Source organism: Vallitaleaceae bacterium 9-2, from assembly GCA_038396585.1.
Lineage (GTDB): Bacteria > Bacillota > Clostridia > Lachnospirales > Vallitaleaceae > UBA1351.
This window is the reverse complement of sequence record CP121691.1, coordinates 1,454,082-1,475,522: the sequence shown is the minus strand read 5'-3', so window position 1 is coordinate 1,475,522 and position 21,441 is coordinate 1,454,082. Positions and strand designations below refer to the sequence as shown.

Genomic DNA, 21,441 nt, shown 5'->3' with positions numbered 1-21,441 from the left:
ATATTATCTTTTATTTTGTTCACAATTATGATATAATATGTTCATAGATTGTTTTTATTTTAAAGGAGGGTTTGTCATGACTATGATGGATAGCCATAGGTCTAATTTCTATGAAAAACGTATTGGCCCTGATTTCCTTGTTTACTGGATTCGTGTATCAAGTTTTGTCGTTTGGCTTCTATTGGGCACCTTTTTTCTAATCACTGACATGGCTCGTCCGGAACAAACCACTTTTTTTGATCGTCTCTTTGATGTATCCAGGCGAACCGTATGGGATGAACAGATGATGGTTATTTCTTTTATCGTCGCTGTCGTACTCTTTTTCTTTTCTTTACTTTCATTAATCATCAATACACGACGCTTAAAACGAAAAACTGATCACATCAGTATTTCACTCGTCATTTCACTTATTGTATCGACACTAAGTATTCTACTATATATCGCATATGCATTAAACAATATGAGTTCCTTATATTAATATTCTAAAAATAATAAAAGGGGCTGTTGCGTTAACAAATGAAATTTGCTGACGCTCAGCTCCCTTTTTAATGCTACTTTTTATTCGTCTTCTTATTTTCGAACCATTTTTCCTTTTAGATATGCATTTTCTCTTTCCAAAAATAGGTTTTTTTGATTTAAATCATCAATGAGTTCTCTTGTCTGCACCGCTTCAATAAGCTGTTCTGCATGAATACGGATATTTTTCTTCGAAAAAGGATGTGTGCAAATATGGTCTACTCCTAATTCAAGGTATAAGTCTATTACTTCTATAGGCTCATCACGAAAAAGTCCCAATATAGGAATTTGAAAATATCTTTCTTCTCCACGTACCTTTAGAAAAATTTCCTTTTTCTTTTTCACTTCACAGCAAAAGTTAATAACAAGTAAGTCTGTTTTTTCTTCTTCAAGGCAAAACATTAATTGTTCTAGATTTGTTGCTACATTTACATTGTACCCATTTTCTTCAAAAATTTGCGATAACCAAATAAGTGTTTCCTCATGGTTATCTAGTATGACAATTGTCTCTTTTTCTCCATCCTTCAACGATACACCCTCCTCTTACCGTCTCCTCATTTTATTTGGTCCTCTTAGTCACAAGAGGTTACTCATCCTCGATTTGCCAATCAATGACTGCTTGATTACGCTCTGATAATATGGTATTGATTTTTGAAAATGGTCGGCTCCCAAAGAATCCTCTCGATGCTGAAAGAGGACTTGGGTGGGCCGATTCAATAATGATATGTTGACTATTTGTTATTAATTTCTTTTTCGATCGGGCAAAGTTCCCCCACAGCAAGAAAACAATCGGTTCTTCACGTGCATTCAATACAGAAATCACATGATCGGTAAACCGCTCCCAGCCAATTTTTGCGTGTGAAGCTGCTTCATGGGCCCGTACAGTTAATACTGCATTCAAAAGCAATACGCCTTGCTTCGCCCACTTTTCAAGGTTTCCATGTTTTGGAATATAGCATCCACAATCCGAAGCCAACTCTTTGTATATATTTCGTAAGCTTGGAGGAATATCTACATTTTTTTGAACTGAAAAGCACAATCCATGTGCCTGAAAATCATTATGATATGGGTCCTGACCAATAATCACCACTTTAACCTCATGATATGGTGTTAAATGAAATGCATTATAAATGTCTTTTGCTTTCGGAAAGATTTGCTTTGTTTTGTACTCCTGAATTAAGAATTCACGCATTTTAATGTAATAATCTTGCTGAAGTTCATCGTTTAGAAGCTCTTGCCAATCATTCATAAAAACTTTACTCATTTTTTACTCCATTTCATCTTGTAATTTTTGAATTCCTGCCTTTATACGTTTAATCGATTCATCTTTACCTAGAATCCCCATAATATCAAATGCACCTCCTGGTGTTGACTGTTTACCAGATAGCGCCGTTCTTAAAGGCCATAATACTTGACCATTTTTTAAATCCGTTGTTTTTATAAATGCCATAACCGCATCATGTAGTGCTTCAACCGTCCAGTCTTCATGTGCTTCTAATACCGGTAAGACTTGCTGCATAAATCCACATGAATTTTCCGGATTCGTCTTCATTTTTTTATGTGTATAGATAGCCTTATCATACTCAGGAACAGCTTGGAAAAAGTCGATGATATCATCAATGTCTACTAATGTTTCAAGGCGTGTCTGAGCTAATGCTGCTATCTTCTTGTGGTCTAACGCTTCATTTGGTACAACTTTCTTTATACGGTCCTGCACCATTTCATAAAAGGCATCTGGATCCATGCGTTTAATATATTCGCTGTTCATCCATCGAAACTTCTTCATGTCAAAAACAGCCGGTGCTTTATTAATATTATGATAGTCAAATAACTCAATTAATTCATCCATTGAAAAAATTTCTTCATTAGATGAAGGACTCCATCCAAGTAATGCCACATAATTAACAATTGCTTCACTTAAAAAACCTAAATCTATAAGGTCTTCATACGAAGCATGTCCTAAACGTTTACTTAATTTTTTGTGATTTTCATCTGTAATCAATGGACAATGTACATATACTGGAACCTCCCAGCCAAAAGCATTGTATAAACGATTATACTTTGGCGATGATGACAAGTATTCATTTCCACGAACTACATGTGTGATCCCCATTAAATGGTCATCAACGACATTGGCAAAGTTATATGTTGGATATCCATCGGTTTTAATAAGAACCATATCTTCAAGCTCTTTATTGTCAACGGCTATATCTCCATAAAGCACATCTGAAAAAACCGTAGTCCCTTCAATAGGATTATTTTGTCGGATTACATAGGCTTCATTATTTGCAAGTTTAGCTTTAATCTCTTCATCTGACAGATTTAAACAATGCTTGTCATAACGATATGCCTCTTTTTTTTCTTCTGCCTCTTGGCGTAGTCCATCTAAACGCTCTTTTTGGCAAAAACAATAATAGGCTTCCCCTTTTTCCACTAATTTTTTTGCATATTCCAAATAAATCCCTTGATGTTGACGTTCACTTTGAACATATGGTCCTACGCCACCATCCTTATCCGGTCCTTCGTCATGAATAAGCTTCGCATCAATTAACGTATTATATATAATATCTGTTGCGCCTTCAACCAATCGCTCCTGATCAGTATCTTCTATACGTAACAAAAAATCTCCATTCTCATGTTTTGCAATTAAATACGCATATAGTGCCGTTCGTAAATTCCCTACATGCATTTTCCCTGTTGGACTTGGTGCATAACGCGTTCTTATTTTATTACTCATCTTGAAACTCCTTTAACCATGAATTTTCGTAAATATAAATCACAGATTATTATATCACGAAATTTACAACAATTCTAATTTATTTAGTTTATTTACTTTATTATCTTTCAAAATCTGCTATAATAGGTGTATTTCAGCTACAAATATTTTAACGGAGGATTTACAATGAAACTATTTTTTTCTAAGCACTTTAAATCACCAAGACAAAGGCTCCTTTTTTTCTTTGTTCTTGTAAGCATATTACTATTAGTTTCTTCCTGTCACTTTTTCACAACCACTAATTCAAATAAGCAATTAACCTCCATCACCGATGAAGCTTACCTCTTTTATGAACTCTATGATCATAGTGGCGAACTATTTGAAACGATTGTTGCAAGTAATGCAAGTGATGCTGCTAAATCTGTAACCTTAGAAAAATTATTGAATGCATTTTCCCAAGAAAGCTATCCATCAAAAGATGCAACGGACAAGCTTCATGAAGATAACGATGTATTCACATTAAAGATGAATGCATTTTCCAGTGAAAAAAAATATGATAATTATTCTGTAGCCATTGATTTTAATACGCAACGTTTTCAAATTACTGCGGATAAGGATATGCTCATATACTCTGATGAATCTTTTGATGAACTTATTCAATCAGGAATACTTGAATATTTTTTCCCTAAGCGTAAACTTCCACAAATAACCCTTTCCCATAATCTTGAGGAACTTGATACACAGCTTAGCGGAACATGGAATTATTATATATATCAATCCTATTATTCCCACGAAATTATCAGCGATGATTTTATTGCAACACCAGACTATAGTGCATATGTCATTGAAACAGAACCTCAAACCATTGAGTTATCCATTGTAGAATCTGACCAGACACTGGACATACCTTCTGCTACTTATGCACTCTATGATGCATCACAAAATCTCATTGAACAAAAAGCGCTCCTTTTTGAAAACAAAAAAGCCTCCATTATATTACCAAATACCAATGGAAATTATCATTTAGCCATTGATTATAATTGGCCAAAAACATCCCAAATGGATTACGGGACATTAACTCAAAATACTTCCTTTAGTATTGAGCTACCTACTACTTACGCCCTTAACCATAGCACTTATGAACCTGGTGATCTTGTTGTCGTAAAAGCAGATCATGTAAGTTCCGATGCTGTCTACACTTTTGAATCCGACATATATCATGAAGAACTTACATGGATTAAACAAGACGATGCCAATTATTTATTTCTGCCGCTGACAAGTAAGTTATCTTCTGGTGCGTACGTCTTAAAAATACATGAAGAACGTGCTGGAAACACTGTAAAAACAACACAATTACCTATTGAAGTTATTGATAAGGAATTTCCAACTCAACAATTAAAGACCTCTTCAACAACAGCAAGTATACGTTCAAATGAAAATGAAATTGCTTTAGCTGAAGCTTTCAAGCGTGCTCGAGAGTTAAACCATGATCAACCTTTGTGGACAGGCGCTTTTTTGCAACCCGTGGGTGGCAGAATTTCCACAGAATATGGCGTTATACGTTATACCAATGATGCCGTTGAAAGTTCTAGGCATAATGGTATTGATTTTGCCAATCCTACCGGAACACCTATTCTTGCCACAGAAAGCGGATATGTTCGTATGAGCGAACACCTTGCCATCACCGGTAACACTATTTTTATCGATCATGGTGTTGGAATTTATAGTCAGTACTATCATCTTGAAACACTTGATGTTGGTGTTGGGGATTATGTTGAAAAAGGTGATGTCATAGGAACTGTTGGTTCCACTGGTTTTTCCACCGGACCTCACCTTCATTTTTCTATGTACAATAATGGAGTCTATGTTAATCCATGGAAATTCTTTGAATCGGCTCCATTTTAAGATATTAACGAGGTATCAAAAGGCATACAGCATGACTTTTGATACCTTCAAGCTGCCCTGTAAATCCAAGATGCTCTTCCGTTGTAGCTTTTACATTAACTTGCGTTATATCCACTTCCAGATATGACGCAAGTATTTTTTTCATCTCATGAATATGTGGTGCCATTTTAGGTCGTTGTGCAATAATCGTCACATCCACATTTCCCACTTGATATCCTGTCTTCTTCATCATATCTACTACCCGTTCTAGGAGCACCTTACTATCGATATCTTTAAATTCCTCATCCTGATCCGAAAAGTGACTTCCGATATCGCCTAATCCTAATGCACCTAAAATCGCATCCATTAATGCGTGCAAAGCAACATCTGCATCTGAATGTCCTAACAATCCATACTCGTAGTCAATCTTTACGCCTCCTATAATTAATGCTCTATCCTTAACTAAACGATGTACATCATAACCGTGTCCTATTCTCATTATCTTTTTTCTCCTTCTATTTTCTACGACTGCATAATAACTATACAGTCCATATTTTCTTTCTATCTTTTGATGTTTTTTGATGTTTCCGCCTATATCTTATCACTGATTATTCTTCAAAACAATGATTTTCGATATCCAACTTATGGACATCGGTTCAAAAAAATAATTTTAAGAAATTTTATCATTTTCGCTTGATTTTAGATGACTTAATGTTATAATTATATAGAGCTATGTGAATTCAATAATGACTTTGCATGCTATTTATTTAGGATATTATGGGACTTACTTCGTCAGCTGGGATAAATTTAAGCCCGCTTAGCAAAACGTCTTAATTAAAAACCATTTACCTAAATAAGATTATACGTAATGTATAAAGAATAGTTGACAACCGTATCATATGATACAGTTAACAATAATCTCAATTCACTTTGGGATAAATTTAAATTTTAGGAGGAATTACAATGACTAAAGTAGCTATTAATGGTTTTGGACGTATTGGTCGTCTTGCTTTCAGACAAATGTTTGACGCTGAAGGGTATGAAGTGGTTGCAATCAACGACTTAACAGATGCAGCAACACTTGCACATTTACTAAAATATGATACCGCTCAAGGTAGATTTGAAAAAGAGATCACAAGCTCTGATAATTCAATCACTGTAGATGGTAAAGAAATCACAATTTATGCTCAAAGAGATCCTAAAGATCTTCCATGGGGCGACTTAGATGTTGACGTTGTACTTGAGTGTACAGGATTCTTTACTTCATTAGAATCTGCATCAGCACACATCGAAGCAGGTGCTAAAAAAGTTGTTATCTCTGCTCCAGCTAAAGGTGATCTTAAGACTGTTGTTTTCGGAACAAACGAAAACGTGCTTGACGGTTCAGAAAAAGTTATCTCTGCTGCTTCATGTACAACAAACTGTCTTGCACCAATGGCAGATGCACTTAACAAATTAGTTGCTATTGATTCAGGATTCATGACAACTATCCATGCATATACTAATGACCAAAACACACTTGATGCACCTCACAGCAAAGGTCTTAGAAGAGCAAGAGCTGCTGCTGCTAACATCGTTCCAGCAACAACAGGTGCTGCTGCTGCAATCGGTTTAGTTATTCCTGAACTTAAAGGTAAATTAGACGGTAATGCACAACGTGTTCCAGTTGTAACAGGTTCATTAACTGAACTTACTGCTGTTGTTAGCGGAGAAGTTACTGCTGATGAAATCAATGCGGCAATGAAAGCTGCTTCAAATGAATCATTCGGTTACACTACAGATGAAATTGTATCTTCAGACATTATCGGAATTCGTTACGGTTCATTATTTGACGCTACACTTACTAAAGCTACTCCACTTGGAAATGGCAAAACATTAGTAAAAGTAACTTCATGGTATGACAACGAAAACTCATACACTAGCCAAATGGTTAGAACAATCAAATACTTCAACGAACTATAAGCCGTTGTTCATTTGATCTATTCGATTAATCAAAAAGGAGCTGTTGCGTTAGCAAATAAAATTTGCTGACGCTCAGCTCCTTTTTTTAGGCTCATTGTCAAATGTTGGAATCTCACGTTTATACCCTCGAATATATACAGGCAAAAACTCTTCTCTTCCTTGTTCCCCAGTAAAAATTTGATTTCCCGCCTCAGTCCACGCATGGGCTAATAAGTTCCCCTCTTCATGTTTAATGCCAAAATATATATTCATATTAAGCTTTAGTACTCTTGCAATCCATAAAGCCACAAGTGCCTGTTCAAAACAAAGTACGCGCCATGGCACCTTTTCACTTACACGTTCAAGGATTTCTTGCACTCGAAGTAGGCGCTGTTGTTGACGTTTTGTTAAGCTTAAATCCGATGCAATAATTTTTTCAGTATTTGTAACTCTTGTAATGAGGGATTTAAAAGGGATAATCTTAATTGCAACATATGAACCAAAAGACAACACATATATAATACCATACCAAAACACAAGCTTGATTTTTACCATATTAACCTCCTGTTTTTAGATATATTGACGCCAGCCTTAACTTCACATACAATAGAACTATAGATATTTTGCAGATGAAAAGGAGAGTTCTATGCAAACACTGGAAAAGTTAAAAAAGTTAATCGATATTAATATCTATCGTATACTATACCAATATACCAACGGATATCGTTCAAAAATTATGCTGATCACATCATTAAGCATTTTACAGGCTTTACTTAATGTACTTATTGCCTTTATAACAAAAATGATGATTGACTACGCCATTGATGGCAACTACATTGCTGCACTTCGCAGCGGAATATTTTTCGCCTTACTTTTAATTATCGATTTAAGCCTGTATAGCCTTTTATCACACAATAGTGTGAAACTTGAAAATACCATGATTAATGACTTGCAGCTTAAAGTACTCACAAAAATCTATCATAAAAAATGGGCAACAATCAGTCAATATAATACTGGCGATTTATTAACACGTCTATATGAAGATGTCCGCCATGTTATTCAAAGCATAACGACAATTATTCCGACAATGATTGCCCTTTTGCTACAATTTGTTGCTGCTTTTGCGATGCTTGCCTATTTTGACTGGTTACTGGCAATGCTTACTTTTCTTATCACACCTTTTACTGTACTTATTAGTCTTATTATTGGTCGCAAGCTTCGCGATATTCAATATAAGATTCAAAATGCTGATGGCATACAACGTTCAAAAATTAATGAATCGCTACAAAATCTTATATTACTAAAAACCTTCAATTTCCTTCATGAGAACTTATTCCAGATTTCAACTTTACAAAACAATCGCTTTAAACTTATCAAACATAAAAATATTACAAGCATCAAGGCAAATGTTATTCTTGAAAGTGGATATAATGTTGGTTTTTTCTTTGCGTTGACATTAGGTGCATATCGCTTAGCTCAATCAGCTATTAGTTTTGGAACATTTACTGCTTTTTTACAGCTTGTTGGCGAAATACAAGGACCTATTCATGAAATGACACGTTCGATTCCTCGACTTATCTCTTCCCTTTCTTCTCTAGAACGTATCGAAGAAATTATTGCACTCCCCGATGAAACATCACAAAATCATTATACCATAAATGAAAACGAAACAATCAACGGGCTACATATTCATAATTTATCCTTTGCATATGATGAAAATACCCGTGTACTAGATAAGGTTAATTTATCCATTACCTCCGGACGCCGCATCGGCATTATAGGACCTTCCGGTAGTGGGAAAACCACCCTCATCCATTTAGTCTTATCCCTGATAGAACCATCTGAGGGATCCTTATTTATTTCTTTTGATTCAGGTAAAAAGCTTCCACTTACCTTTGCATCACGTAACTACTTTAGCTACGTTTCTCAATCAAACCCGCTGTTTTCGGGAAGTCTTCGCGAAAACCTTTTTTTAAACGAAACCATAACCCCTGATCAGATTCAAACCGCACTCACTGCTGCATGCTGCGACGAGTTTATTCGTCAGTTGGACAATGGCATTGATTCATTCATCCACGAACGTGGAGTTGGCATTTCTCAAGGTCAAGCCCAGCGTATCAATATAGCTCGTGCGCTCGTTCATAATAAACCGTTCTTAATTCTTGATGAAGCCACCTCATCACTTGATCGTGAAACCGAGCGTCAGCTTATACGAAACATTACCCATTATTACCCGAATACCACATTGATTGCAATCACGCATGGCACTCAATTACTAACTATATGTGATGAAATTTATGAAATCAAAGAAAAGCAATTAGTCCCAGCCAAAGCATACGAATAATATATAAACTATTGGCCATACTTTTTAGAACTATTGAACGCACCTATAGTATCAAAAAAAAGAGTATCTGAATCATCAGATACTCTTTAATATATATAATTAGTCGCGTCCCCACTTCCAATTGCTATGTGTACGTCCATAGCCGTTACCTGGGCGCATTTCTGTTTGTTTAATGTCTAATTTTTTGATTTTTGGAACTTCCCATTTTTTCATAATATTACCTCCTATAACGAATAAAATGTTACTCACTACTTTTAGCAAGTATTTGCTATAGGTTTATTATACCATCAAAGAAAAAAAACCACAAGAAAAAGTTTACAATTTGTTCATACTTTATTCAAATGTTTTTTACATTTTTTTATGAAAAAACAGTTCCTGTTCAATTAAGTGTAACTGTTCCTTTGAAGTAAAGCCTTCCCGTGGACGCTCAAGATGATATACATCTACATGTGACAGGACATAACTTAACAGGTTCAATTGTTGTGCCTTCAATGCTAAGCGTTCTACCATTTCTTCAATATATGCATGGGTTAATAACACTTCGAGTGCTTTGGTCTTATTCAGTCGAGTTAAGGTCACTTGGTCTACATTACTCGCTTCAAGCCAAATAATTGCCCCTAAGCGCTTACTCGTTTCTTCAAAATCCTCCTGTATATCCACATAAAATTTTTCTGCATTTGGGAAAATTTGTTTCTTAGGGTCTGGTAAATACTCATAGACATCCATCGTATCTTTCCACATCTTTTGCGTAGGAAAACTTGGTATGACATACAATTGATTTTTTGTAGATATTGCGGACAAATCATCACTTAAAAGCTTATAGCCTGATCGAATGCTTTGCCGTGCCAGTGAAGACTTGCCAGCACCTGCTTCCCCTAAAATAATAAAAGCCAAATCATTCGCACAAACTGCACTGCCGTGAATGGAAAAAATATCACGTTGTAACAAAAGTGTTGCAAATGCAACTCCAACGATATATGTTACCAACTCATTTTCCCAATATGTTGGTTTATGAGGCGTTATGAGCATCGACTTTCCATCTTGAATTCTAAACCGCGCAAGATTATGAATATCTACGCCAATATCATTTATTCCATGAATATGAAATTCGCCCAAGTCATCATCAACACACGCCGGCTCCCATGCCTCAACTTCAATAATAACATCCGCTTTACACGGTTTGCATTCCATTATATTCAAGTTGATATTGGCCTCTACATTCAGACCAAACAGTTTGTAATATCGTAGATTACTCATACGCAACCTCTACGATAACCTTCGCCTCTTCAAGCTCTTGAATAAAACGCATAACATCATCTGCTATCTCTTCTGAATCTGCTGCATATACTTGTGTTAATTCTTCAATAATTTGGCTAACATTTCGTATGCCATTAATACATTCCCAAATATCTTTGCCCACTTCATTAATGACAAAGTATTCCCCTGAGTCAATATTTAGCATGGCTAGCTCTCCACCAAGGTTTGATGGCTGAACATCTGGTTTTTGCTTAAATACTCTTCCTTTTTCCATTTTATTCCTCCTTTAAAAAAGTTATGGTTTCTTGATGTGTCATAATATTACGGTGATTAATATCGCGTCGAATCCATTTTTTTAGATTTTGACGCGATTTGAAAACTACTCGAACAATCCGAACGCCCCAAAACACAGGTAGCAACCAAGAATGCTTATTTAAACTAGAATATCTTTTTTTCATTTGGTCTAAGGGTAAAAAAACAAATGTCAACAGATGCATTTTATCTTTTTTTCCCTTATAAGGTCCCTGAGCCAAAACTTCATAACGTTGTTCTATAACATACTCTTCACGCATCCCTGTATCACCCGAACGCGCAATAATCCCAAAAAGGTTATTGCAAAACGCATCTTGTATTTCATAGTCTAGAACAAACCCACTTGCTAAAAATCTATTGGCACACGCTAAAATATATGCACCTGTTTTTAACATGTGAAATTTTGTCAGATATAACTTAAGCTTTTGTTCATCAATATGCTCTTTTTGTGCTCTCACATATAGAGCCAGGTCATATAATCCCTTTAAACCTATTCCTGTTCCGTACAAATGCTTCACCATATGAACGAGCATATAAGCTGTCGCTAATGTTGGTTCCAACACATTAAATTCCCCATCTTTTGATCGAACTGCTGTTTGCAGTGCATTATACCCAAATGCTTGGGTATAATCCGATAGCTCTTTCTTAAACAATGCAAAATGTACTTCAAAAAAATACCCTTCCTCTTTAGGATAATATATATATTCTTTATCTGTATCTTGATCTTGCGCATGTATATAGTCTAATGATTGGAAAACCTTATCCGCTTGCTCTAGATCATCCCAATGAAGAAAAATATCCATATCACTCATGGTACGATTTTCAGGCTTTATATAATATGAAGCACAGTCAATCCCCTTTAATACAATGGCAAAGACGCCTTGTTTCTCTAGCTGTGCTAAAACCTCTCTAGCTCTTCTTTCTGATTGTTTTGTCCAAAATAGACGATGGATGATTTTTCCTTGCCATTTTTGATAAATATCCGATTGCTTAAAGTCGTCAGGAAAAAAAAGTTGATAATAATCAAAGAAGACACACTCTAATCCATGCTCCGCTGCAAATTGTAAGCATTGATTCCACTGTTCATGTGACAATTCAACCTTTGGCTCCTTGATTTGATTTAACGCCTGTAACAACATCGTCACTCTAAAATCCATACGCTCACCCTTTTTTTGTGCTGATAGCCATCATCGTTCCATTCCATGAGCCAACATAGATAATACCTTTCTGATCAACAATAGGAACGGAAAGGGCTTTTCCTATGTCCAAAGAACTTTTTTGTTTTCCTTCTGAATTAAATATCAGTATGCGACCTTTTGTATTACTATCTTTTGTTGTTATTAGAATATGCCCATCTAAATCAATGCTTGGAGTTGTCCATAAACCTCTTTTAGCTTGCGTTAGGCGATGACTAAAGATTATTGAACCATCCTCTTTATTTAGCGCCATTAATTGGCCGCTTAATGTCCCTAAAACCACATAGTTTTCATAGGATATACTTACACTTCCTCGAATGGCCCCTGCAAGCTCTTTCTTCCATTTTAACTGTCCATCATATCCCAAGCATAAAACAATGCCCCGATCTTCTCCAATCCCTCCTGTAAAATAAACACTTTGATGTTCTATATCTACTGTTGGATTGCCCCAAAACATATAGTTTTCTTTAAGTGTATACTCCCATTTCATTTGTCCATTGGCATGTAATCCATATAATCGATGTCTATTTGCCGCCACATAGATATTGTTGTCTTCGTCTATGGCTACACCACTTAATGGATATCTAGGCATGCCTAAATCAAATGTCCATTCGCATTGACCCGATATCAAGTCAATACAATGCAGTCCGATACCATAACCTGTAATCAAAATTTGGTTTTTATTAATAAGGGGAGAAGACCAGCATTTATTTAAGCGAAACTTTTTTGTATGCCAATCATATGTAGCTAATGCATTAATCCCTTTGCGCATCTTTCTTAAGTACCGATTAGATATTGCATCAAAGTATGCACCCAAATAATAGGTCCACATTAGCTCCCCTTGTGTTGTAAAACAATGGACATTCCCCTCTCCTGATGTAAAAATCACATAATTTTCTGATATCGAAGGGCTTCCATAATTTTTTGTCTTCCCAGAATTAAACATCCAACGTAACTGGCCTTGGCTGCTAATTGAATAAAAGCATCCATCATGGGATGCAAAGTATATATTGCCATCTGCATCAAAAACCGGTGAAGCTTCTGGCCCTTTGAGTGGATATGCACGTAATGTAAAAGAAAACTCTGGTGTCAGCTCATATGAATGAATGCGATGTTTTAATCGTCCGGTTCTTTGTTCATCTAATAAAAACATAGTCGACGCTATCTCTTTAATGGTCATCTCCCTCTTCCCTTTTTTTACTATTATACCACAAAAGGCCACCCACACAAATGTGGACAGCCTATTTTAATTTACATTTTTTATTCTGTTTTTTCTGTACAAACCTCACATATGTCGCAAGACAATATCGATTTATCCCTTTGGCGGCTTTTACTTAAATAATATTTTCGATATACATCGTGTAATCGTTCAATTACTTTTTCCATTTCAACCAAATTATATGTCTTAACTTGACTAATGACAACATCAAAATTTTTATCTTTTAAAATCTTGTGCAATTGACGCTTCGTTTTGTGAAAATCCTTATGTGTTCCTGAATATATAAACGCTGGCTTATTGACATATCTATTCTTTAACATCTTAGCCAAACATAAAATTTCTCGTTTAGACGCTTCATCTAAACCCGATATTCCAAAGCCATACATTGTATCCGGCTCAGAAAGATCAATCGATGCATTTAATTGCATGTATTTATTTGCTTCAATTAAAGTAACCTCATGTCCTTTTTCTTTGATTTTATCGTTAAAGTGTTGAATCAATTTTATAGCTTCAGGATTTTTTGTCGCATAAAACAATATTATTTTCATTCGTCTCCCTCCCACCATTTTAATAACACAGCACATAATCATCCTATGATATTAAACACTTATTTTCATGGTATGTTAGATTTATGAACTTAATATGAATAATTTATGAATTTTTGACGAATTCGAAATTATTGCATTGATTTAGGCAATAATTTAATAATAACAAGTGCTAGTAGACCTCCAATAAGCGCGGTCCATAATTGTGGGAATGAAAATGCCGCAATAACTGGTGGCTTAACCTGTGCAATAAATAACGGAAGTAACGTGCGCACTGCAATAAATAGAAAGAGGAACTTTGCCCCTGCCCCTAAAGCTAAAGCAATTGCTTCGTATAGTATGCCTTCTTTTTTCTTGATGATTAATCCAAAAACAACTATATATATTGTATTGGCAACAGCAATCATCGGAACCAAAGGCAAGACCCCCATTATTCCAGATAAAAAAGCAATGATAGGCGTTAAGCACCCTATGACGATAGCCATTGGAATTCCGACAATCATTGTCGATAATAAAAGCATCATATTGACTAATGGACCGACTAAAGGTTGCGCAAATTGTCTAAAACCAATTTGAAAAACGAGGGTTAATGCAAGTAACATAGCACTTCTTGTTAATTTGTTTGTTTTCATTGTTTACTCCTTTTTTTTGCTTATTTGTACGATAACAAAACTTTATTTGTCTCGCATTCAACTTTATGATTATGAACCGTCTGTCAAGCTATGTGCAACACTGTCACTTTATTCTTCCTTTACGCAAAATCACATGATGAACACTTTTTAAATACATATGACTTCCAAGAATACCTCTAAGGATGGGAAGCAATTTTGCTGAGCCTGTCGTACGGTAGGTGTTTTTAGGTTTTTTGATTAGGGATGCTTTAACAATTGTATCCACTGTTGAAAAAGCACTTGGTGCCTTGGCAAACATATGCTTTAAGAACCACATGTAATTATATCTTAATTCCTTATAGTCTTCAATAGCTTCTTGAGCATTTAATGTCTCGATTGCAGTTGTTTCAAATTCCGTCTTAATCGGTCCCGGTTCTATTTGAACGAGTTGAATATTAAAAGGGTATACTTCCATTCGCTGGGCTTCTACCAATCCTTTTAGGGCATGTTTTGACGCCCCGTACCAACCTGAGCCTAAGGTGGCTACGTGGCTAGCTGATGAAGCAACAACAATAATACGTCCGCTTTTTTGCTTACGCATCACAGGTAGCACGCACTGGTTGACACGAGCTACTCCAAATAGATTAACATCAAACTGTTGCTTGGCATTCTCAATAGACACTTCTTCAAGTATACCATATTCCCCATAACCTGCGTTATTAATAACAATATCAATATATCCATGCTGATCTAGAATATGTCGGATAACCGCTTCAATTGATTCTGTCTTTGTCACATCCATATAAGCTATATGTACGCCTGCCTTTTTTAGGTGTTCTAAGCGTTTGGTTCGTCTTGCCACACCATAAACTATACACTTAGATGTAGCAAGGCGCCGAGCGACCTTTTCTCCAATCCCTGAGGATGCCCCTACTACAAGCGCGACTTTTTTCTTTTTCATCACGTTCTCCTTTCTCTGTGTATATTAATAATATGTATATTGTTTTCTATACTCTCGCGGCGTCATCCCTTCATATTTTTTAAACACTGTCGAAAAATATGTTGCTGAAGCAAAGCCGATAGTAAGTGCAATATCTATAATTTTTTGATCCGATCGAATTAACAGCTCTTTTGATTTTTTCAGACGCTCTTGAAGAATATATTCATTCGGTGTTTGTTGGAATGTTTTTTTGTAAATTTTATGAAAGTGCGCCGGACTCACTTTCAATTGTTTTGCGATTTGATCAAGTGTTAATTGCTCATCCAAATGATTTTCTACATATTCTTTAAATAATTGAAATGTTTTGCGATATGGTGATGGTTGATTCACATTATTTTCAACCGTTTCTTCATACATGTGAATGATAATCGACATGATCAGATTTTTGATTTTAATTGTACTTATTTTACTAGGATTTAGACGTTCCTTTAATATTTCTTCAAATAAGCCTGCAAAAATCTGCGGCTGTTTTGGATGCATTCGAGTCGGTAGTTGATCAAGAATATGGTGCCTATAATAGGGAACAAAGTATCCGTTCATAATATACGGCGTACTTTGCTGGATTTTTTGTGCCCTATCTGTCGGGTCAATGCCTAATAGATAACATGAATATGGCATGACAGCACGTGTAAACTGACCTGGCCTTTTTAAAACAACATCCCCCGCTTGAATCGTATAATATGTATCATCAATATACATCCCTCCCGTACTTTCCGTAAAAAATTCAAATTCAAAATCCAAAACATGACGTTTTTCAAGTTTTTCACCTGGAAAATACTCTTGAGATTGATTAAAAAAATACATGCGCATGAGGGTCGGATTCAGTTCACTCGCATCAATCACAATATTTTTTATATGCATATTTCTCACTCTTTTCATCACAAGATTTTTAACATTTGCGAACATTTTATATGTTTTTCTCCTATATTACTATATCATAAACCCAACGAAATAACATTATTTTTAAATGGAGGTTGCTATGTTTAGTCAACGCATACAAGACTTACTACAACAAATGACTTTAGAAGAAAAAATCGGACAAATGATTCAAATTCACCCTTCAACATATGAGGGGCTTATTGGGAAAAAAGATGCTTCAGAAAATTTCACAGGTCCTACCGGTGAAGTACTTATGAAAAAAAAGGACCTCTATAATGTAGGCTCTTTTCTTTCAGTTGAGACAGCCGCTGATATGATTCGAATTCAATCCGACTATATTAAAAATCATCGTTTATCCATTCCGTTATTATTTATGTATGATATTATACATGGGTATAAGACCATCTTCCCCATTAACCTTGCCCTTAGCGCATCATGGAATCCTGAAGCTGCAATGCGCTGTGCTCGTGTTGCCTCTATTGAAGGTAGTGTCAGCGGTCAACACGTAACCTTCGCCCCAATGGTTGACTTGGTACGCGACCCACGTTGGGGACGTGTCATGGAAAGCCCTGGCGAAGACGCCTATCTCAACGGATTAATGGCCAGTGCGACGGTTAAAGGTTTTCAAACCGATACATATGCTTCACCCTATTCGATGGTTGCATGCACAAAACATTTTGCTGCGTATGGAGCTGCTGAGGGCGGTCGTGATTATAATACAGTCGATATCTCAGAGCGTTGGCTTCGTGAATATTATCTGCCCGGTTACCGCGCAGCACTTGAAGCCGGCAGTTCTATGATTATGACTTCTTTCAATTTATATGATGGAATTCCGGCAAGTATTAACACATTTCTTCTTCAAACTATTTTGAGAAAAGAATGGGCCTATGACAAACTTATTATATCTGATTGGGACTCTATTTATGAAGCACTTGTTCATGGTGCAGCTACAGATAGCTATGATTGTGCCCACAAAGCAATCACTGCCGGTGTGGATATCGAGATGACATCAAACATCTATTATACTCAATTAAAAAACTTAGTCGAGGACAAAACAATTTCTATTGAGCTTCTAGATACTGCTGTTTTACGCATTCTCCAATTAAAAGAAGATCTAGGTTTATTTGATAATCCTTACCGTTTTGCTAACGAAAAAGAAGAAAAAAAACTTCACCTGTCTCTTGCTCATCGCGCAGAAGCTAGAGAAGTCGCAAGCGAGACAATGGTATTACTTAAAAATGATAATATACTTCCATTATCCAAGACGACACAACGCATTGCCGTGATTGGTCCCCATGCAGATTCTGGTGATTTACTCGGTTGGTGGAACGCTCTTGGTGATAATAAGGATACCGTTACGTTAACTCAAGGCATCAAAAATCAACTTGGACCTGATGGGATTGTAACCACTTCAAAAGGATGTGACATATTTACAGCAGATGATCCAACCTTTCACGACGCAAAAAAAATAGCTGAAGATGCAGATGTTATCATCTTAGCGTTAGGTGAAAGTCAAGATATGTCCGGTGAAGGCGCCAATCGTGGAAATATCCAGATTCCCCATATACAGCAACAATTAGCTCAAGTCATCTTAGAAATTAACAAACCAACCGTTGCCGTATTATTCAATGGTCGCCCCTTAGACCTAGAATGGTTTGATGCCAACGTTCCTGCCCTTATAGAAGCCTGGTTTCCAGGTACTGAAGGCGGTAATGCTATCGCTGACATACTTTTTGGCGATATCAATCCAAGCGGACACCTTACGATGACCTTTCCACGCCGTGTCGGTCAGATTCCTCTATACTATAATCACTTTAATACAGGCCGTCCTTTGGAAACTGAGCACTATACATATGGCAAGGCATATGATCCTGGGCTTCGCTATCGCTCTCACTATATCGATCAGCCAAATAGTCCACTCTATCCTTTTGGCTATGGCTTAAGCTACACAACTTTTGAATATAGCAACCTAAGGTTATCCAGTTGTGAAATGGGCTATACCGATACCATCACTGCTTCAATTGATGTGACCAACACCGGAAAATTTGATGGCAGCGAAGTCGTTCAACTTTATATTAGAGATTGTGCAGGTAGCGTTGCACGTCCTGTAAAAGAATTAAAAGGATTTGAAAAAATCCATATAAAAAAACAATCCACTGTAACTGTTGAATTTGTCATTTCTGAAGAAATGCTTAGATTCTACACAGCTACAATGGATTATCAATCTGAACCCGGACAATTTATTGTTATGATTGGTCCAAACTCAGCCACATATGATGCGATGCCTTTTACATTACATGACTAATACTTTGGATATTTATCTATATTCTGGCAGCCAGTCTCCATGGGCTTGTATAAGATCATCAACAAGATTCTTGATTTCATCCATGGATAGTTCCGACGACGTATGGGGATCGAGCATCGCCGCATGATAAATATATTCACGCTTTTGTGTCAGTGCAGCTTCTATTGTTAAAAGCTGCACATTCACATTGGTGCGATTTAACGCAGCTAATTGTTCTGGTAACTTTCCAACATAGGTTGGCGAAATACCTGATGCATCGACCATACAAGGGACTTCAACAACGGCGTCATAGGGCAAGTTCGTTATCAATCCTGTATTTAAGACATTTCCACCTATTTTATATGGTACATTTGTCTCCATCGCCTCGATAATATAAGAACCGTACTCATGGGTTCTTTCATGTGTTAATTTTACATCACCTAACAGTTCTTCACGCGTTTTATTCCATTCGTCAATTTGTTTTATACAACGACGTGGGTACTCATCTAATGGGATATGATAACGTTCAATCAGTTCTGGGTATTTACTTTTGATAAAATAAGGCAAATATTCTGCATTATGTTCACTTGACTCCGTTACATAATATCCAAATGTTTGCATCATCTCAAAGCGAACAGCATCTTTTTGAGGTAATCCATTGTTTTTTACATGCTCCTTTATCTTTGGATACAAATCCACGCCATCTTTTTTTATCTCCAAAAGCCATGCCATATGATTAATTCCGGCAATAAGTGTTTGTATTTCTTTATCTTCTTCCCAACCTAAGCCTTCATAAAGATTTTGCGGGCACACTTGAACACTGTGGCACAATCCAATCGTCTTTATAGATGTGGCTCTTAACATGGCACCTGTAAGCATTGCCATAGGATTTGTATAGTTCAAAAACCAAGCATCTGGGCATACTTCTTCCATATCTTTTGCAAAATCTAACATCACCGGAATCGTTCTTAATGCTCGAAATATTCCTCCGATTCCCAATGTGTCAGCAATGGTTTGACGTAACCCATATTTTTTAGGGATTTCAAAGTCAGTAATTGTACACGGATCATAGCCTCCAACTTGAATAGCATTAATAACATACTTTGCTCCACGAAGCGCTTCTTTTCGTTGCGTATACGTTATAATTTTTGCTCGACCTGCATTTGAATTTTGATTAATATTTCTAAGAATCATCTCGGATTCTTTTAGGCGTTTTTCATCAATATCATACAATGCAATCTCTGCATCACGTAAGCTGTCAGTGACCATACAGTCCCCTAACACATTTTTTGCAAACACAGTACTTCCTGCACCCATAAACGTAATTTTTGTCATCATTTTCCTCCTATTAGTCAATGAATATTGTTATATCTATTGTTATTTTAATCAAAACAGAGTAAAATGAACATTGAAAAATGTGACCTAAATTTGTCTTTATGTGATTTTGGAGGAGAAAATGTCTCACGAACCTTTGGAGCTTTTTAATAAAGGCTCAGAAATATGCGCACCCAAACATAGCTTTGGTCCGTTTGTCCGGACCCATGTGTTAATACATTTTATCAAAGAAGGATGTGGTACCTTTCACGTCAACAATCAGACCTTTTTTGTCAAAAAGAATCAGGCCTTTATTATTTTTCCTGATGTGATCACCTACTATGAAGCCGATGCCTTTGACCCCTGGCATTATTACTGGGTCGGTTTTAAAAGTACGGATGTCGTTTGGCAACTTGAAAATATTGGCATCGATGTTGATCATCCCATTTTAAGTTTTAATGACACCCACATGTTATGGCAATATATCACCCAGTTAACCGATCTATCTACCCGAGCACTAAGCTCCTATTACAAAAGCACTGGGTTACTCCATCTGATTATTGATGAATTATTCCAAGAACTCAACGGTTCAACGGACTTTATTGCATTACGCGAATCCACCCAAGGTGATCCTTATGTTGATTCAGCCTGTAATTATATCGCCAAAAACTATACTCAAAATATTCGTGTGGATGATATTACCTCCTATGTCGATCTTGAACGCAGTTATTTTTCCAGGCTTTTTAAAAAATATACCGGCTATTCACCGCAAAATTATCTTATCCGCTATCGTATGCAACAAGCCACATATTTACTTGCGACAACAAATATTGCCATTGGAACTATCGGTAACTCAATTGGCTATGAAAACCCTTACCATTTTTCAAAAATCTTCAAAAAAAATATCGGTGTTTCGCCTTCTGAGTATCGAAAACACCGACGTAGTATAACATTTAATGCGTAATTTTTTTATATGTCTTATACAATAAGAGCCCTGTTAATGCACCTGATGTGTCAATAAGTACATCATAAATCGTTCCTACTCTTCCTTCAATAAACAGCTGGTGCGTCTCATCGCTAACCGCATACAATGCTGATATGACAAATGCTGCTGTATAGGGACGTTTCACCTGTGATTTTTTTAGTGGATTCATTAATAAAATCCCTAGAATAAAATATATAAAAAAATGTGCGTTTTTACGAATGAATCCATGCCACCAGTCTAGCTCTGATGTTATATTTGGAACAAAGTTCTCAAGTACTTGAAGTACTTTCTCTGTAATTGAAGAGCTAAGTTTTCCTGACTGTGTTGCCGGTTGATGAGAAAACATAAAAATAAGTCCCATCCAAAAAATAGGCAAAATCCAGTATCGTAATTTAAATTTATTCTTAAACATTTATTCACACTTTCTTGACTTGAGCT

21 protein-coding genes are annotated in these 21,441 nt (G+C 36.2%); 6 read left to right on the top strand and 15 right to left on the bottom strand.

The window, feature by feature from the left end; genetic code table 11:
- Positions 1 to 76: 76 nt before the first annotated feature.
- A complete protein-coding gene (locus QBE53_06960; GenBank protein ID WZL82842.1) occupies positions 77 to 478 on the top strand; it encodes a hypothetical protein in 402 nt (133 codons plus the stop codon).
- A 92-nt stretch (positions 479 to 570) separates the two neighbouring features.
- Here QBE53_06960 and QBE53_06955 read toward each other — a convergent pair whose 3' ends face one another.
- From QBE53_06955 to gltX, 3 genes are read right to left on the bottom strand one after another with little or no spacing between them, the layout of a single operon-like run.
- Positions 571 to 1,044, bottom strand: coding sequence for a hypothetical protein (locus QBE53_06955; GenBank protein WZL82841.1), 474 nt, complete (start codon positions 1,042 to 1,044; stop codon positions 571 to 573).
- Positions 1,045 to 1,102: 58 nt separating this feature from the next.
- Complete coding sequence (locus QBE53_06950) at positions 1,103 to 1,780, bottom strand: uracil-DNA glycosylase (protein ID WZL82840.1); 678 nt, start codon at positions 1,778 to 1,780, stop codon at positions 1,103 to 1,105.
- Between the two features lie 3 nt (positions 1,781 to 1,783).
- The gene (gene gltX, locus QBE53_06945) at positions 1,784 to 3,253 is read right to left on the bottom strand and encodes a glutamate--tRNA ligase (protein ID WZL82839.1); all 1,470 of its coding nucleotides are present in this window, start codon (positions 3,251 to 3,253) and stop codon (positions 1,784 to 1,786) included.
- Positions 3,254 to 3,418: 165 nt separating this feature from the next.
- Between gltX and QBE53_06940 the strand changes: the two genes are divergently transcribed.
- Positions 3,419 to 5,137, top strand: a complete 1,719-nt coding sequence (locus QBE53_06940) for a M23 family metallopeptidase (protein ID WZL82838.1) — start codon at positions 3,419 to 3,421, stop codon at positions 5,135 to 5,137.
- A gap of 4 nt (positions 5,138 to 5,141) precedes the next feature.
- Here the strand turns inward: QBE53_06940 and ispF are convergent, their stop codons facing one another.
- The gene (ispF, locus tag QBE53_06935; protein WZL82837.1) at positions 5,142 to 5,615 is read right to left on the bottom strand and encodes a 2-C-methyl-D-erythritol 2,4-cyclodiphosphate synthase; all 474 of its coding nucleotides are present in this window, start codon (positions 5,613 to 5,615) and stop codon (positions 5,142 to 5,144) included.
- A gap of 464 nt (positions 5,616 to 6,079) precedes the next feature.
- Here ispF and gap point away from each other — a divergent pair, with 464 nt between their 5' ends.
- Entirely contained in the window at positions 6,080 to 7,078 is a 999-nt protein-coding gene (gene gap / locus QBE53_06930; protein ID WZL82836.1) for a type I glyceraldehyde-3-phosphate dehydrogenase, read from the top strand.
- A gap of 72 nt (positions 7,079 to 7,150) precedes the next feature.
- Here gap and QBE53_06925 read toward each other — a convergent pair whose 3' ends face one another.
- Positions 7,151 to 7,612, bottom strand: a complete 462-nt coding sequence (locus QBE53_06925; GenBank protein ID WZL82835.1) for a lasso peptide biosynthesis B2 protein — start codon at positions 7,610 to 7,612, stop codon at positions 7,151 to 7,153.
- Between the two features lie 91 nt (positions 7,613 to 7,703).
- Here QBE53_06925 and QBE53_06920 point away from each other — a divergent pair, with 91 nt between their 5' ends.
- Positions 7,704 to 9,401, top strand: coding sequence for an ABC transporter ATP-binding protein (locus tag QBE53_06920; protein WZL82834.1), 1,698 nt, complete (start codon positions 7,704 to 7,706; stop codon positions 9,399 to 9,401).
- Positions 9,402 to 9,749: 348 nt separating this feature from the next.
- On the opposite strand, the gene QBE53_06915 is transcribed toward QBE53_06920, so the two are convergent.
- The 8 genes from QBE53_06915 to QBE53_06880 all read right to left on the bottom strand — a co-directional run bounded on the left by QBE53_06915 (position 9,750) and on the right by QBE53_06880 (position 16,402).
- Positions 9,750 to 10,658 (bottom strand): hypothetical protein, encoded by a 909-nt coding sequence (locus tag QBE53_06915; GenBank protein WZL82833.1) that lies wholly within the window; start codon positions 10,656 to 10,658, stop codon positions 9,750 to 9,752.
- Complete coding sequence (locus QBE53_06910; protein WZL82832.1) at positions 10,651 to 10,932, bottom strand: PqqD family protein; 282 nt, start codon at positions 10,930 to 10,932, stop codon at positions 10,651 to 10,653. The genes QBE53_06915 and QBE53_06910 overlap by 8 nt, the downstream gene beginning before the upstream one ends.
- 1 nt (position 10,933) lies before the next feature.
- A complete protein-coding gene (locus QBE53_06905) occupies positions 10,934 to 12,127 on the bottom strand; it encodes a nucleotidyltransferase family protein (protein ID WZL82831.1) in 1,194 nt (397 codons plus the stop codon).
- 4 nt (positions 12,128 to 12,131) lie between these two features.
- Positions 12,132 to 13,346 (bottom strand): PQQ-binding-like beta-propeller repeat protein, encoded by a 1,215-nt coding sequence (locus QBE53_06900; GenBank protein WZL82830.1) that lies wholly within the window; start codon positions 13,344 to 13,346, stop codon positions 12,132 to 12,134.
- Between the two features lie 80 nt (positions 13,347 to 13,426).
- A complete protein-coding gene (locus QBE53_06895) occupies positions 13,427 to 13,933 on the bottom strand; it encodes a hypothetical protein (GenBank protein WZL82829.1) in 507 nt (168 codons plus the stop codon).
- A gap of 128 nt (positions 13,934 to 14,061) precedes the next feature.
- Complete coding sequence (locus QBE53_06890) at positions 14,062 to 14,562, bottom strand: ECF transporter S component (protein WZL82828.1); 501 nt, start codon at positions 14,560 to 14,562, stop codon at positions 14,062 to 14,064.
- A gap of 103 nt (positions 14,563 to 14,665) precedes the next feature.
- Positions 14,666 to 15,502, bottom strand: coding sequence for an SDR family NAD(P)-dependent oxidoreductase (locus tag QBE53_06885; protein ID WZL82827.1), 837 nt, complete (start codon positions 15,500 to 15,502; stop codon positions 14,666 to 14,668).
- A gap of 24 nt (positions 15,503 to 15,526) precedes the next feature.
- Entirely contained in the window at positions 15,527 to 16,402 is an 876-nt protein-coding gene (locus tag QBE53_06880; GenBank protein ID WZL82826.1) for an AraC family transcriptional regulator, read from the bottom strand.
- Between the two features lie 118 nt (positions 16,403 to 16,520).
- Between QBE53_06880 and QBE53_06875 the strand changes: the two genes are divergently transcribed.
- Positions 16,521 to 18,725: a glycoside hydrolase family 3 N-terminal domain-containing protein gene (locus QBE53_06875; protein ID WZL82825.1), complete on the top strand. Its 2,205-nt coding sequence runs from the start codon at positions 16,521 to 16,523 to the stop codon at positions 18,723 to 18,725.
- Between the two features lie 12 nt (positions 18,726 to 18,737).
- Here QBE53_06875 and QBE53_06870 read toward each other — a convergent pair whose 3' ends face one another.
- Positions 18,738 to 20,039 carry an alpha-glucosidase/alpha-galactosidase gene (locus QBE53_06870; protein WZL83272.1) on the bottom strand — a complete coding sequence of 434 codons (1,302 nt, stop codon included), beginning with the start codon at positions 20,037 to 20,039 and terminating at the stop codon, positions 18,738 to 18,740.
- Between the two features lie 121 nt (positions 20,040 to 20,160).
- Here QBE53_06870 and QBE53_06865 point away from each other — a divergent pair, with 121 nt between their 5' ends.
- Positions 20,161 to 20,982, top strand: coding sequence for an AraC family transcriptional regulator (locus QBE53_06865; GenBank protein ID WZL82824.1), 822 nt, complete (start codon positions 20,161 to 20,163; stop codon positions 20,980 to 20,982).
- Here the strand turns inward: QBE53_06865 and QBE53_06860 are convergent.
- Positions 20,972 to 21,415: a VanZ family protein gene (locus QBE53_06860; GenBank protein ID WZL82823.1), complete on the bottom strand. Its 444-nt coding sequence runs from the start codon at positions 21,413 to 21,415 to the stop codon at positions 20,972 to 20,974. The two genes, QBE53_06865 and QBE53_06860, sit on opposite strands and share 11 nt — an antisense overlap.
- Positions 21,416 to 21,441 lie beyond the last annotated feature (26 nt).